The sequence below is a fragment of the Neobacillus sp. PS3-12 genome (genome assembly GCF_030915385.1).
Lineage (GTDB): Bacteria > Bacillota > Bacilli > Bacillales > Cytobacillaceae > JAEVLT01.
Genome location: NZ_CP133268.1, coordinates 1,744,034 through 1,759,356, shown reverse-complemented (window position 1 = coordinate 1,759,356; position 15,323 = coordinate 1,744,034). Strand labels below are relative to the sequence as shown.

At 41.3% G+C, this 15,323-nt stretch carries 12 protein-coding genes; all 12 read left to right on the top strand.

What is annotated here, in order from left to right; translation table 11 throughout:
• Positions 1-55: 55 nt before the first annotated feature.
• A complete protein-coding gene (ftsE, locus tag RCG17_RS09100; protein ID WP_308174854.1) occupies positions 56-742 on the top strand; it encodes a cell division ATP-binding protein FtsE in 687 nt (228 codons plus the stop codon).
• Positions 732-1,625, top strand: a complete 894-nt coding sequence (gene ftsX / locus RCG17_RS09095) for a permease-like cell division protein FtsX (RefSeq protein ID WP_308174853.1) — start codon at positions 732-734, stop codon at positions 1,623-1,625. Before ftsE ends, ftsX begins: the two co-directional genes overlap by 11 nt.
• A 119-nt stretch (positions 1,626-1,744) precedes the next feature.
• A complete protein-coding gene (locus RCG17_RS09090) occupies positions 1,745-3,028 on the top strand; it encodes a murein hydrolase activator EnvC family protein (protein ID WP_308174852.1) in 1,284 nt (427 codons plus the stop codon).
• Positions 3,029-3,141: 113 nt separating this feature from the next.
• Positions 3,142-4,587, top strand: coding sequence for a S41 family peptidase (locus tag RCG17_RS09085; protein WP_308174851.1), 1,446 nt, complete (start codon positions 3,142-3,144; stop codon positions 4,585-4,587).
• 282 nt (positions 4,588-4,869) lie between these two features.
• A complete protein-coding gene (locus RCG17_RS09080) occupies positions 4,870-6,063 on the top strand; it encodes a PDZ domain-containing protein (protein WP_308175802.1) in 1,194 nt (397 codons plus the stop codon).
• Positions 6,064-6,233: 170 nt separating this feature from the next.
• On the top strand, positions 6,234-7,469 hold the full coding sequence (locus RCG17_RS09075; RefSeq protein WP_308174850.1) for an ATP-binding protein: 1,236 nt from the start codon (positions 6,234-6,236) through the stop codon (positions 7,467-7,469).
• Positions 7,470-7,651: 182 nt separating this feature from the next.
• The gene (locus RCG17_RS09070) at positions 7,652-9,142 is read left to right on the top strand and encodes a methyl-accepting chemotaxis protein (RefSeq protein WP_308174849.1); all 1,491 of its coding nucleotides are present in this window, start codon (positions 7,652-7,654) and stop codon (positions 9,140-9,142) included.
• Positions 9,143-9,269: 127 nt separating this feature from the next.
• Positions 9,270-9,644, top strand: coding sequence for an ArsR/SmtB family transcription factor (locus tag RCG17_RS09065; protein ID WP_308174848.1), 375 nt, complete (start codon positions 9,270-9,272; stop codon positions 9,642-9,644).
• 24 nt (positions 9,645-9,668) lie between these two features.
• The gene (locus tag RCG17_RS09060) at positions 9,669-11,720 is read left to right on the top strand and encodes a heavy metal translocating P-type ATPase (RefSeq protein WP_308174847.1); all 2,052 of its coding nucleotides are present in this window, start codon (positions 9,669-9,671) and stop codon (positions 11,718-11,720) included.
• A gap of 217 nt (positions 11,721-11,937) precedes the next feature.
• On the top strand, positions 11,938-12,858 hold the full coding sequence (locus RCG17_RS09055) for a cation diffusion facilitator family transporter (RefSeq protein ID WP_308174846.1): 921 nt from the start codon (positions 11,938-11,940) through the stop codon (positions 12,856-12,858).
• 86 nt (positions 12,859-12,944) lie between these two features.
• Complete coding sequence (locus tag RCG17_RS09050) at positions 12,945-13,181, top strand: CsbA family protein (protein WP_308174845.1); 237 nt, start codon at positions 12,945-12,947, stop codon at positions 13,179-13,181.
• Positions 13,182-13,336: 155 nt separating this feature from the next.
• Positions 13,337-15,316, top strand: a complete 1,980-nt coding sequence (gene uvrB, locus RCG17_RS09045) for an excinuclease ABC subunit UvrB (RefSeq protein ID WP_308174844.1) — start codon at positions 13,337-13,339, stop codon at positions 15,314-15,316.
• The last annotated feature ends 7 nt before the right edge of the window (positions 15,317-15,323 follow it).

Here is a 15,323-nt window from a genome sequence, read left to right as displayed (position 1 = left end):
TTAACCAGCCGTGCTGAAGTTTTTTGGGAAAAATAAAACATTAGGTGATAATAATATGATTGAAATGCAAGATGTCTATAAGAAGTATCCCAATGGTGTAACAGCTGTCAATGGGATCAATGTTCGGATTGAACCGGGTGAATTTGTTTATGTCGTAGGGCCGAGTGGTGCAGGGAAATCCACTTTTATTAAGATGATGTACCGTGAAGAAGTTCCGACATCAGGTACGATTTCGATAAATGGTGTCAACCTGGCAAAATTGAGAAATAGCAAGGTTCCGCTGTTTCGACGCAATATCGGGGTAGTTTTTCAGGACTTTAAACTTCTTCAAACGAAAACAGTCTATGAAAATGTTGCCTTTGCGTTAGAGGTTATTGAAGCGACTCCGAAGGTTATTAAAAAACGAGTAATGGAAGTGCTTGATCTCGTTAATTTGAAGCATAAAGCAAGAATGCTGCCAACGGAACTATCAGGCGGGGAACAACAGCGTGTTTCGATTGCCCGTTCCATCGTGAATTCTCCGAAGGTCGTGATTGCGGACGAGCCTACGGGAAACCTTGATCCAGACACATCTTGGGAAATCATGAACATTTTTGATGAAATCAATACTAGAGGAACGACAATTGTTATGGCTACCCATAACAAAGAAATCGTCAACACGATCAAACATCGCGTCATTGCCATCGAAGCAGGCAAGATCGCTCGTGATGAACAAAGAGGTGATTACGGCTATGAAGCTTAGAACACTAGGCCGGCATGCTCGTGAAAGCTTTAAGAGCATTGGCCGAAATGGCTGGATGACATTTGCGTCTGTAAGTGCCGTTACTGTAACGTTAGTATTAGTTGGTGTGTTTTTCGTCATTATGATGAATCTTAATAAAGTGGCTTCAACCATTGAAGGTGACGTTGAAATCCGCGTTCATATCGATGTGGCTGCATCTAAACAGGACCAAGCCACATTGAAGAAACAGATTGAACAGCTACCCGAAGTAAAAAGTATTCAATTTTCTTCGAAAAAGCATGAACTGAATAATCTGATTACCAGTCTTGGTTCAGAAGGTAAGGCATTTAAGCTGTTCGAACAGGATAATCCTTTAAATGATGTATTTATTGTTAAAACGAAGAATCCGACTGACACACCGAAAGCAGCAAAGAAAATTGAAAAAATGAACTTTGCCTACAAGGTTAAATATGGACAAGGTCAAGTCGAGAAGCTATTTTCCTTTATTAAAACAGCCCGAAATGTTGGAGTTGTCTTGATTATTGGTCTGTTGTTTACGGCGATCTTCTTAATTTCCAATACGATTAAAATTACGATTATTGCACGGAGAAGAGAAATCAAGATTATGAGGTTGGTAGGAGCAACGAATTCTTTTATTCGCTGGCCATTCTTTTTAGAAGGCTTATGGCTGGGGATTCTAGGTTCAATTGTACCAATCATTGTGATTTCTATTTTATACTACAATGCCTATGCTTATATCGCACCAAAGCTGGCAGGCAACTTTATTCAAATTCTGCCGATTTCGCCGTTTATGTATCAGGTTTCTGGATTGCTTATTTTAATGGGTGCCGTCATTGGTGTCTGGGGCAGTGTTATGTCCGTAAGAAAGTTTTTAAAAGTATAAGTTTATTAAAAGGATGCCTCATGGTATTGGTTCTGCATAACCATGCTGAGGCATCTTTCCTACATATAAGGGTGGTTTACCCGTACATAGTTAGATAAAAGGAAGGGAGAAATCAAGCGTTGAGAAGGTCATTGTTGTCACTTACCGTTGCGTCAGCGGTATGCATGGGGAGTTTGTTAGGAGGAACGGCCATAAAAACAGAAGCCGAATCCATCTCAAGCTTAAAACAAAAACAAAGCGATATTCAAAATAAACAAGCTGATTTGAATTCTAGTATTAATAAGGCAGATCAAAAGATTGATAGTTTAAAAGGTCAGCAAGTAGATGTTCAGTCTGAATTAACACGGATTGGTTTAGCGATTGATAACACAAATAAAGGGATCCAAGACAAAGAATCTAAAATTCAAGACACCAAGGTCCAAATTTCCAAACTGCAGGATGAAATTAAGGTGATTCAGGAGCGGATTCAAAAACGAAATGAGCTTTTGAAGGATCGGGCCCGTAATTATCAGGAAAATGGTAACGTTAATTATGTCAGTGTTTTAATGGGAGCACAAAGTTTTGGGGATTTGATAGATTTGGCTGGCGCTGTTGCTACGATTATGGAAGCTGACAAGGCAATTTTGCAGCAGGCTCAAAGTGACAAACAAGAGCTGGAGCAAAAGCAAGCACAGGTTCAGACTGATCTGGATAACCTGCAAAAAATGGTTCGTGATTTAGAGAACTTAAATAACAAGTTAAATTCGCAAAAAACACAACAGGCGAACCTTTTAGGAAGCCTGCAGCAAGAGGAAAAAGAAGCGACAGATGGCAAAATGGATATGCAGGAACAATCGCAAATTCTGGCTGCTCAATCCAGCGCCATCCAAAAAGCAATTCAAAACGAACAGGCTCGCCAAGCTGAAGAGGCCAAGCAACAAGCAGCAGCCGCTAAAGCTCCGACATCGTCAAGTGGTGGCGGAACTACTGCAGCGGCACCTTCGGTATCAAGCGGCAGCTTTACGAGACCAGCTTCAGGTTCTGTCACTTCAGGTTATGGCGGACGGACTGATCCATTTACTGGTGCGGGTACATTCCATTATGGAGTGGATATCGCAAACAGCGGCCCAAATGTTCCCATCGTTGCGGCAGCAGATGGAGTGGTTGTGACCGCACACGTATCAAGCAGTTATGGTAATGTCGTTTATATTTCCCATTCCATTAACGGACACATTTATACAACGGTATATGCACATATGTCTAGATATATGGTATCTGAAGGACAAACGGTAACGAAAGGCCAGCAGATCGGTTTTATGGGAAGCTCAGGCGAGGCAACAGGCCAGCATTTGCATTTCGAACTTTATAATGGACCATGGGCCTACCACAGTGCCATCAATCCAACTGGAATCGTTCCATTCTAAAAGGAGAGACAAAACGTCTCTTCTTTTTTTCTATTATCATAACTCGTCCATCCTCGTCATATATGTTAATTACGGGCACTAACGAACATTATGCGAAGTTAAGGAGGATCAGGATGGATCGGAAATGGATTGTCCTTTTAATGACAGGGTCACTGTTGGCTGGGGCGGGAGGAACGTATGCGGGCATGAGCTGGATACATGGAACGCCACCCCTTGAAAAAATAAATCATCAAAAGGTAAGTACAGATTTAACGGCCAGGGATAATGTTAATTTAGAAAAAGTAAGCCAGGCCTATGATCTAATTTTAAACAGGTATGTTGAAAAGGTTGACCGCGATAAGCTGGCTGCGGGAGCTATCCAAGGAATGCTCTCTGTTTTGAAGGATCCCTATTCTGTTTATATGGACAAGAATACGGCCAAACAATTTACGCAATCACTTGAATCATCCTTTGAGGGCATTGGTGCCGAGGTAGGGATGGAGGATGGCAAAGTTGTCATTGTTTCTCCTTTTAAAAATTCTCCAGCTGAAAAAGCAGGTCTCCGGCCGCATGACCAAATATTAAAGGTGAATGGCAAAAGTGTTAACGGATTAAATTTAAACGATGTAACATTAAAAATCCGCGGCAAAAGAGGAACAAACGTACAATTAGAGATTGCCAGACAAAATGTGAGAGACCCGATCGATGTTACGGTGAAACGGGATGAAATTCCGCTTGAAACGGTTCATTCCTCATTGAAAAAGGTAAATGGGGAGAACATTGGCTATATTGATATTACGCAATTCTCGCAAGATACCGCGATGGATTTTAAAAAGCAGCTAAGTTCGTTAGAAAAGTCATCACTAAAAGGATTGATCATTGATGTCCGTGGCAATCCTGGTGGTCTTTTAACAAGCGTGGAGGATATATTAAAACAATTTGTTACCAAGGATAAACCAATGGTGCAAATTCAAAAGCGTAACGGCGATAAGGACCAGTTTTACTCGAGCTTAACGCAAAAGAAAAGCTATCCTGTTGAGGTCCTTGTCGATAAAGGCAGTGCCTCCGCATCTGAAATATTGGCGGGTTCCCTGCAGGAAGCAGAAGGCTACAAGCTTGTGGGTGAAAAGACCTTTGGTAAAGGTACCGTTCAGCAGGCCGTACCAATGGGTGATGGCAGCAATATAAAATTGACCTTGTTCAAATGGCTGACCCCGGACGGAAACTGGATTCATAAAAAGGGAATCGAGCCGGATGTGCCTGTAAAACAGCCAGCTATTTTTAATACGCATCCCATTCAAGCAGAAAAGCCACTGGTGCAGGATATGAATAACGAACAGGTCAAAAATGCCCAGGAAATTTTAAAAGGGCTGGGCTTGGTACCAGGCCGTACGGACGGTTATTTTAACAGTGATACGGCCAAGGCTGTGAAAGCATTCCAGAATGATCACGGCATTAAAGAAACGGGGAAAATTGATTCGCAGACTGCCATGCTGCTTGAGGAAGAGGCTGTTAAGGAAATGAAAAAAGAGAAAAATGATTTGCAGCTGCAATCTGCACTAAGGATGTTAACAAATTAGAACCAGGGGAGAGCTCGCCCCTGGTTTTTTTTCGGTGGCAAAATGGCGTTTGGCGAAATAAATTTTCTATTTGGCGAAATAACGATTTGAATCGGTGAAATAAACTTATTTTTGGCGAAATAAGTCCCTAATTTGGTGAAATCTCGTTAACTGTGACATCCGACCATATCCTCATTTCACCACATCTCCGATTTTTCAAAAAACTAGCAATAGGTTTTGCTCCACTAATTTGATAAAATAGTATATAACTAGAATTTTAATAGAGGTTGGTGGCAGGTCTTGGTGCAACTATGGCTTCTTGAGGTGTTAAAAGGGATAGGCAGGTTCTTTCTTAATCCCGTGGCCTACTATCTTGTGATCCTCGCTGGAATACTCGGTGTTAGAAGAGTCAAACGGGAGCGAAAAAATTTCAATATCCGGGCATATGATGCCTATTTTGAGCTGCGGCAATTGATTCAAATGCCTGGTTTGCTTGCTGGTCTGGTTTTATCGATTATTATTTTTGCCGTTGGAATTACCGTACCGTTTGCCGCCATCCTGTTGATCGCCCTTTTTACTTTTTTATGGAGTTTGACGACCAACGTAAGGCTAATGGGGCCGGTATATACGGTTGGCGCTGCTTTTATTGCCATTCTTTTAATCGTACAAGGGAATTTGTCTTTGCCCATATTCAAGAATATCTTCCATTCAATGGATGAAAGGGTATACCCGTCTTTAGCTGTTTTAATGGGTTTATTGATCATCGCTGAGGGATATCTGATTTTAAAAAATGGCAGCCATGGGACATCACCAAAACTGATTAAAAGTAAGCGTGGCCGTCGTGTTGGTGTTCATGAAGTAAAGCGTCTATGGCTTTTGCCAGTTCTTATGCTCGTTCCCGGAAACGCTGTCCATCTGCCGTTTTCTTGGTGGCCAGTCTTTCACCTAGGGGCTGAAAATTATTATTTATTTTTTGTCCCGTTCGGAGTTGGATTTCAGCAGAGAATTCAAGGGATGCTGCCAAAACAAGCAGTTCAAGCTTTTGGGAAAAAAATCCTTGTATTGGGGACCATTATTCTTGCAGGATCTATCGCAGGGTATTGGTACCCGCTTGCATCGATCATAGCTACTGTACTAGCCATATTCGGCCATGAAGGGCTTGCATATCTGCAGAAAGTACGGGAAGACGGGATGCCATTTTATTTTTCAAGAAAAAATAATGGCCTGATGATTTTAGGGATCATACCCGATTCGCCAGCCAGCAAAATGGACTTAAAGGTCGGCGAATTGATTACAAAGGTAAATAGCAGACTGGTATCAGACGAAAAAGATTTTTATGAAGCCTTGCAAATCAACCGAGCCCATTGCCGGCTTGAGGTTTTTGACACAAATGGTGAAGTGCGATTTGAACAGCGGGCTCTTTACGAAGGCGATCATTATGAACTGGGAATTTTGTTCGTACAGGATGAGCGCAACGACGGAGCAAAAATCGGATAACTATCTCTAATAAAATCGATAGAATGAAAGGCCTCTTCATTTTTGAAGAGGTTTTTTCTCCCCTTTTCAACTGCATATTCTAACTTTGTTCATACCATTCTTCAATATGAAAACTTATAATAAAAATACGAAACAGTAAGATATAGCAGCTTAGAAAGGAGTATCACATCTTGCTTGAATCTCTACTGATCAATTTTCTTTTTCTACTTATTCCTGTTGTCATTTTTCTGATCTTTTTTGAAAACAGGCCAACCAAAATTAACAAGTATATCAGCATCCTTCTTCCGGCTGTTACGATGGTTTTGTGCATGCACTTCCCGATTAAATTGAAAATGGGATATATCTTTGATTTACGCTATATTCCGTTTATCATTGTTGCCCTTTTCGGGGGATACAAATATTCCTTCTCGCTTTATGCCGTGTTAAATATCTATCGGTTTATGATCGGCGGCGAAGGTACGATTCAGTCATTCATCTTTTCAACTGTTATTTTTATTTTGGCTGGGCTCCCCCATAAAAGCTTTATGAAACAAAGCCCGAAAAACAGAATTATTACCGCAACATCCGCTGCATTTATTACCATGGTCCTCTACTTGAGCAGCATGGTGTTCTTTTTGCCCGCATTGAACAGGGAATATTGGACTTTAACCATTAATGCCTTAACAACCTATGTTGTTTTTATGCTCATTATTATGATTTTAGTGGAGCAAATCATACGTAATAAAAAAACACGCGAATCTTATTTACATTCGGAAAAACTCCATATCATAAGTGAGTTATCCGCCAGTGTCTCACATGAAATCCGAAATCCGCTTACGGTGACGAGCGGCTTTCTTCAGCTGTTAAAACAATCTAAGACGGTTTCAGAAGAAGATAAAAGGTATATCGATTTTTCATTGTCAGAAGTAAGACGCGCTGAAAAAATAGTGAATGACTTTCTTGCTTTTGCCAAACCGCAATCAGAAAATATGATTGAGTCTAATTTAAAAGACGAAGCAGAGTATGTAAAAGACATTATTACGCCTTATGCGAACATGCATCACGTGACCATCGATTTTCACTTTCAAAACAGCTTACATTTTAAGTATGATAAAAACCAAATCCAACAATGTCTGATCAATCTTTATAAAAATGGAATAGAAGCTATGAAAGGAAAAGGCGGCACACTCTCTATTCATGTTACCGAGCAAAAGAAACACATTGTGGTGATGATCAAGGATGAGGGCGTTGGAATGACCAGTGAGGAAATCTCACGCTTGGGCAGTCCTTATTATTCGACCAAAAAGGAAGGTACCGGACTAGGGATGCTGATGGTTTACAGTACGGTACATAAAATAAATGGAAAAATTGAAGTGGTAAGTGAAAAGGGGAAAGGAACAACTTTTACGATAAGAATTCCTGCATAAGGTTCCAAAAAAATGTCCGACCGATTCATGAACCAGCCGGATATTTTTTTTGACAATTACCCCAATAAAAGTTTTTTACTGTAACTGCTAGAAAACTTTCATTTTTTGCTAATAAAAAGCTTCTTTTTATCCGATATAATAATAGTAAATTAGTCTTATTTTGTAGTGCTGGAGGGAGCCATTTGGAAGCAATTAAAGAAATGAATTTAAAAGTGCTGAGATCAAAAAATACGCTGATGTTTTTTACTTTTTTAATATCGATCATCGCGAATGAGATTTTCGGCTTTCTCACCCATAGCAGCGTAGAAAAACTGTCGGTACTTGGTTTTGAGTTATTGGCCTTTATTCTGTTGTTTCTTATTTTGCAAAAAATCGTTAAAAGAGAGCATTTATTTCCTTATGCAAGCGTGATTTTAATCTATGGCTGTACAATTGCCCAGATCTTAATAGAGGGCGGGACAGCCTCAGACTACCAAATGATCGCCTTTTTACAGGTTTATTCCATCATTCAATTGTCATTTGGAATCTTTATGCTGGGCAGTTCATTGGGGATTATTGCGGTAGTCCTTAATTATCTAAGAGCGGTGGACCCATCCACCCAGTTGGCTTTTATGCCCGCTTTAATGACCTTTATTTTAACGGCCATCGCATTGTTTTCCTTGGTTAAAATAAATGGCACGCAAAAAGAGAAGATTGAGCATTTGCTGATTGAATCAGAAGAAAGCTCCCAGGATATGAAAGCAAAAAGAGAGCTGCTGGAATGTGAAGTGACCCAAATGGTTGATACGATTAATGACATCAATAAACAGGTCCAGAATAACAGCGGGGCGCAGATGGAAATGAAAGCCGCTGTACAAGAAGTTGCCGCAGGTGGGCAAACGCAAAATGACCAGGTTACCCTAATATCAGAGAATGTTCGCTCAACTGTCCTTGCGATGGAGCAAATGAGTGATGTCACAAAAGAATTATTTAAAGACACAGAAGTGGCTCATGATATTACCAAAAACGGTGAAGTGAAAATTTCTGAACTGCGAAAAAGTATGGATGAGCTAAGAGAAATGATTGTGGAAGTTAATGATGTTTTTGAAAATCTCACGAGTAAGATTCACGAAACAAACGGCTATGCCGAATCAATCAAGGAAATTACCTCACAAACCAACTTACTTGCACTCAATGCTTCGATCGAAGCTGCCCGTGCTGGTGATGCCGGCAAAGGATTTTCCGTTGTGGCTGAAGAGATTCGTAAATTAGCGGAAACGACCAAACGGACGACAGAAAACATCACGAATAATCTATCTGATGTCAATCAAACAAGTAGTTTGGCAGTTGAAAAAATTAATCAAAGTGGTTCCAAGTTTAAGACTAGCTTAGATACAACTGTGAAAGTGGCCGACTATTTCTTGCAGTTAAACGAAACAGTAAGTGGCTTAAATAATAAATTCAAGAGCTTTGAGGAATTGGTTAATGATGTAACGGTTAAGTCAACGAATGTTGAATTATCCACAAGTGAACTTGCAGCAGTCATCGAAGAGGCATCAGCAGGCCTTGAAGAAATGAGTGCGACCATTGAGTCGATCAGTGAAGACAATCAGCAAATCGCCGGTAACATCAAAGACCTTTCAGGCAGTGCGGAAAAAATCAAAACCGCCTTTCATGTCGATACCCAGAAATAAGAAGAGCCTTCATGGTTCTTCTTTTTTTGTTGTTTCTGAATATTCCATATAAAATTGTTGACATTCAAATGCCTATTTGAATATGATATATTCAAATGAACGTTTGAATGAGAAAGAAGGCTGCTCCATGAAAGAAGAACAAGATGTTTGCGAAGTTCCATGTGTTGACCAGACAAAAGTCAATCGTGTCCAACATCAGCTTGAAGAAGGAACTATTCATGAAGTTTCAAAGCTTTTTAAAGCATTATCAGATGAAACAAGATTGAAAATTGCCTATGCGCTCACAATCGAAGAGGAGCTTTGCGTATGTGATGTTGCCAATATTGTTGGAGCTACCACGGCAACGGCCTCCCATCATTTGCGCCATTTAAAAAGCCTGGGGCTGGCAAAATACCGAAAAGAAGGAAAGCTTGTCTATTATTCCCTTGATGATGATCACGTCAAAGAGCTCATTCAAATTGCCTTTGAACATTTAGCGGATTTGAATAAGCGGGAACAGTAAAGATACAAGAGATGAGGTGGCAACATGGAAAAGCAGGTTTACCGTGTACAAGGCTTATCATGAGCGAGCTGTGCAGCTAAGTTCGAAAAGAACGTACAACACCTGGATGGTGTTGTTGATGCAAAAATTAATTTTGGCGCAGCAAAACTGACTGTTTTTGGAGAGGCAAAAGTGGAGGAGATTGAAAAGGCAGGTGTTTTTGACCATATCACGGTTGCTACGGAAAATGAAAATATTCCAAAAAAAGCATTCTGGAAACGGTATCTTACACTCGAAATCTCCATCATTTTATTACTAGCAGGCTATTTTACTGAAAAAATCGGGGTACTCTTCTTTGCTGCTGCGATCATCACGGGCGGCTATCCTCTTTTTAAAACAGGATTGCAAAATTTAATCCGTCTGCAGTTTGATATGAAGACGCTTATGACCATTGCTATTATCGGTGCGGCGGTAATCGGTCAATGGAGCGAAGGCGCCGTTGTCGTGATCCTATTTGCGATTAGCGAGGTGCTTGAAAGTTATTCGATGGAAAAAGCAAGAGGATCCATTCGGTCGTTGATGGAACTTTCTCCACAGGAAGCCACCATCATCCGAAAAGGTCAGGAAACCCTGGTCTCAATTGATATGATCAGGATTGAAGATGTGATGATCGTAAAACCAGGACAAAGGATTGCCATGGATGGCGTTGTGGTTGAAGGAACATCAACGGTCAATCAGGCGGCAATTACAGGCGAATCGGTCCCAGTTGAAAAAAATATCAATGATGAAGTTTTTGCCGGAACAATCAACGAGAACGGTTTTTTAAAAATAAAAGTGACAAAGCTTGCCGAAGATACGAAGATTGCTAAAATCATTCATTTAGTTGAAGAAGCTCAAGGAGAAAAGGCGCCTTCACAGCGATTTGTTGATCGGTTTGCCCGCTATTATACACCAGTGATCATGGGGATTGCCCTATTGGTTGCCGTTGTTCCGCCATTGGCCTTTGGCGGTGGCTGGAAGGAGTGGGTGTATCAGGGGCTGGCGGTCCTTGTAGTTGGCTGCCCATGTGCCCTTGTGGTTTCGACGCCTGTTTCCATTGTCACAGCGATTGGTAATGCGGCTAGGAATGGTGTCTTAATTAAAGGTGGAAATTATTTAGAAGAAGCAGGCATGTTATCTGCCATTGCCTTTGATAAGACCGGTACACTGACGAAAGGTCTTCCCGTTGTGACTGATTTTATTAACTATAGCGGGGATCCACAGATTTTTTCGATTGTTGCAGCCCTTGAGCGCCGCTCCCAGCATCCACTTGCTTCGGCTATTTTAAGGGAGGCTGATACAGAGGATATTCTTGTGGAAGAGTTTGTTTCACTTACGGGAAAAGGTGTATCTGGAAAAGTATATGATCAAGTTTATTTTGTTGGAAATAGTAAGCTATTTAAGACTATCCCAGAGGAAACTTTTGTTAAAATAGAGGAAATGCAGGCACAAGGAAAAACGGTCATCATCGTGGGAACAGATCAAGAAATCCTCGCCCTTGTGGCAGTTGCTGATGTCGTTCGCAAAGAAAGTCAAGCAGTGATTGGCCGTCTCTATGATCTTGGAATCAAGAAAACGATCATGCTAACGGGCGATCATACGAAAACGGCAGAAGCCATTGCTGGATTGGTGCGAGTTACGGATTTGCAGGCTGAACTTTTACCTGAAGAAAAATTAGAAGTCATGAAAAAACTAAAAGCGGATTATGGTCGTGTTGCCATGGTGGGCGATGGAGTCAATGATGCACCGGCACTTGCTGCGGCAACGGTTGGAATTGCGATGGGGGGAGCGGGAACAGATGCTGCCCTTGAAACAGCTGATATTGCATTGATGAATGATGATTTGAAAAAGCTCCCGTTCACGATCAACCTTAGCCGGAAAACCTTAACGATTATTAAGCAAAATATTAGTTTTTCCATTATCATCAAGCTTCTCGCCTTGCTGCTGGTCATTCCCGGCTGGCTGACATTATGGATTGCGATCTTTGCGGATATGGGCACTACCTTACTTGTCACCTTAAATGGGTTAAGGCTGCTAAAGGTAAAGGCGGAAAAATAGGCTGGGCGGAAATATTGTAATCGGCGAAATTAACATCATATTTGGCGAAATCTTGCTCCATTTCGGCGAAATAATCGTAAATTCGGCGAAATAACTATACGATTTAGCGAAATAAATGGCTGGCGACGTATATTCGCTTTCTTTTTTTATAAAAAATAAACAAACTAACGTCCTTATTCATACTTTACTAGTATCTTTTTGATTAGGAGGGTTCATCATGGGCCACCATCATCACCATCATGGTCACACACATGGCCATTCACATACTGGAAATAAAAATGCTTTATTTAGTTCATTTTGTTTGATCCTCGTTTTTATGGTGGTTGAAGTGATCGGCGGAATTGTCACAAACAGCCTGGCATTGCTCTCTGATGCGGGCCATATGCTAAGTGATGCCGCATCGCTGGGACTCAGCTTTTTTGCCTTAAAACTAGGCGAGCGAGAGGTATCGCTCAATAAAACATACGGCTATAAGCGCTTTGAGATTATTGCTGCTGCGATTAATGGACTTTTGCTCATTGTCGTTGCTCTTTATATTTTTTATGAAGCGGCCAACCGCTTTTTTGCTCCGCCAGAAGTGCAGAGCAAAGGAATGTTATTGATTTCTACTATTGGTCTGATTGTAAACATTGTTGCCGCAGCGATTTTAATGAAAGGTGACAAAGAAGAAAATCTAAACGTTCGCAGTGCGTTTTTACATGTGCTTGGTGATTTGCTCGGATCGGTTGGAGCAATTGCTGCCGCCCTTTTCATTTTATTCTTTGGCTGGGAGCTTGCTGACCCGATTGCAAGTGTCATTGTCGCAGTGCTCGTTTTAATCAGCGGCTGCCGTGTGATGAAAGAATCCAATCAGATCTTGATGGAAGGGGCACCTTCACAAATGGATATGAAAGGGATTAAAAAAGCATTATGCAACATTCCGATGGTCAAAGGGGTTCACGACCTTCATGTCTGGACCATTACCTCGGGTTATCCTGTTTTAAGCTGCCATATAACGATTGAAAACGAAGCAGTACATGACGATGTACTCCTGCTATCGCAAAAAGTGCTGCATGATCAATTCGATATTGAGCATAGCACGATCCAGGTCGAAAAAGCAGCCAATGGCTGCCCGAGCCCGCATGGAACATGTAACTAGGTATTTGTGCCTTTTTAGGATAAATTTGTTGCTTTTTTATATAGAAGTTTTTAGAATGATGATTATTAGGAAAGAAGGTGTACCTATTGTTGATTGAACTGTTAGCAGCTTTTATAATGCCTTGTACACTGGTTTTGCTGTTCACAAGGGTTACTTATAATCGAGTAATCGGTCTCATCTTAACGGTGGCACTCATTACAGCTTCTGTTTATAAAGGGTACACCCATACATGGCCTGTCATGATCATTGATGCTTTTTCACTGACATTTGGTTTTTGGCTCGCTGCCGAGATGAAAAAACGCAGAGCCGCAAAACAAAGTTAAACAACTAGTCCAGTCAAGCTTGTCGAACTTATCGGCAGGCTTTTTTTTTAGCTAGTAGAAAAAATACGAATATTAGTTCGTGTGTAAATGGTTTGCAATAAGTAATTTGTGGTAAAATGTTAATATGCTCTTTATGCATAAGGAGGAACGTGTTTGTGAATGACCAATTTGAATTAGTTTCTAAATATTCGCCGCAAGGGGACCAGCCCGAAGCGATTAAAGAATTAGTCAATGGCCTCAGCCAAAACAAGCGGTACCAAACGTTGCTTGGTGCAACAGGCACAGGAAAAACCTTTACAATCTCAAACGTGATTAAAGAGGTCAACAAACCAACGTTGGTAATCGCCCATAATAAGACACTTGCCGGTCAGCTTTACAGCGAATTCAAAGAGTTTTTTCCCAATAATGCTGTAGAGTATTTTGTTAGTTATTATGATTACTTCCAGCCAGAGGCCTATGTGCCGCAGACGGATACCTATATTGAAAAAGATTCTAGCATTAACGATGAAATTGATAAATTGCGCCACTCTGCAACATCGTCCCTTTTTGAGCGCAAGGATGTCATTGTCATCGCGAGTGTATCTTGTATTTATGGTCTCGGTTCGCCAGAGGAATATCGAGAAATGGTTGTCTCGCTGCGAACCGGAATGGAATTGGAGCGTAATCAGCTTCTTCATCGCTTAGTGGATATCCAGTATGAGCGGAATGATATCGATTTCAAACGGGGAACCTTCCGTGTCCGCGGTGATGTTGTTGAAATCTTCCCGGCATCCCGTGATGAGCATTGCATCAGGATCGAGTTTTTTGGCGATGAAATTGATCGTATTCGCGAAGTTGATGCTTTAACTGGAGAAATCACGGGTGAACGTGACCATGTGGCTATTTTCCCGGCTTCCCACTTCGTTACCAGAGAAGAAAAGATGCGGGTTGCGATTGAGAATATTGAAAAAGAACTGGAGGAGCGGCTTCAGATTCTAAAAGATGATAATAAATTATTGGAAGCACAGCGGCTTGAACAACGTACCCGTTATGACCTTGAAATGATGCGGGAAATGGGCTTTTGCTCAGGAATTGAAAACTATTCGCGCCATTTGACGCTTCGGCCGCCTGGTTCAACTCCGTACACGCTGATCGATTATTTTCCAGAGGATTTCCTGATTGTCATTGATGAGTCACATGTGACCCTGCCGCAGATCCGAGGGATGTTTAACGGCGATAAAGCACGAAAGGAAGTCCTAGTCAATCATGGCTTCCGCCTGCCGTCAGCACTCGATAACCGCCCGTTGATGTTTGATGAGTTTGAAAAGCATATTCACAATATAATTTTCGTATCAGCCACACCTGGACCATACGAAATTGAACATACACCAACAATGATTGAGCAAATCATCCGTCCGACAGGTCTCTTGGATCCAATCATCGAGGTTCGTCCGATTGAAGGCCAAATCGATGATTTAATCGGTGAGATTCAAGATCGGGTGAAGAGCAATGAACGCGTACTAGTTACAACTTTAACGAAAAAAATGTCCGAGGATTTAACCGATTATCTGAAAGAAATTGGTATAAAGGTTAACTATTTGCATTCTGAGGTAAAAACTTTGGATCGGATTGAAATCATCCGTGAGCTAAGACTCGGAAAATATGATGTTCTTGTGGGGATCAACCTCTTGCGTGAAGGTCTTGATATTCCTGAGGTATCACTGGTTACCATCCTCGATGCTGATAAAGAAGGATTCCTTCGTTCAGAAAGGTCCTTGATTCAGACGATCGGCCGGGCAGTGCGGAATGCTAATGGAAAAGTCATCATGTATGCTGATAAAATGACGAATTCCATGGAAATCGCCATCAGTGAAACGAAACGGCGCCGAGCCATTCAAGAAGAATATAATGAAAAGCATGGCATCACACCGAAAACGATTCAAAAAGATATTCGGGCTGTCATTAGAGCTACACATGCTGCGGAAGAACAGGAAGATTACAAACCAACGGCAGCATTTGGAAAAATGTCTAAAAAAGAAAGAGATCGCTTAATCCACGATATGGAAAAAGAAATGAAAGAAGCCGCCAAAGCGCTTGATTTTGAACGGGCAGCTGAGCTTCGCGATCTTTTATTTGAGTTAAAAGCGGAAGGATGACGAAACA

Excerpts from the sequence above, each read along its gene's own strand:
- ftsE (WP_308174854.1), top strand. The coding sequence starts at position 56 with ATGATTGAAATGCAAGATGTCTATAAGAAGTATCCCAATGGTGTAACA.
- ftsX (WP_308174853.1), top strand. The coding sequence starts at position 732 with ATGAAGCTTAGAACACTAGGCCGGCATGCTCGTGAAAGCTTTAAGAGC.
- RCG17_RS09085 (WP_308174851.1), top strand. The coding sequence starts at position 3,142 with ATGGATCGGAAATGGATTGTCCTTTTAATGACAGGGTCACTGTTGGCT.
- RCG17_RS09065 (WP_308174848.1), top strand. The coding sequence starts at position 9,270 with ATGAAAGAAGAACAAGATGTTTGCGAAGTTCCATGTGTTGACCAGACA.
- RCG17_RS09055 (WP_308174846.1), top strand. The coding sequence starts at position 11,938 with ATGGGCCACCATCATCACCATCATGGTCACACACATGGCCATTCACAT.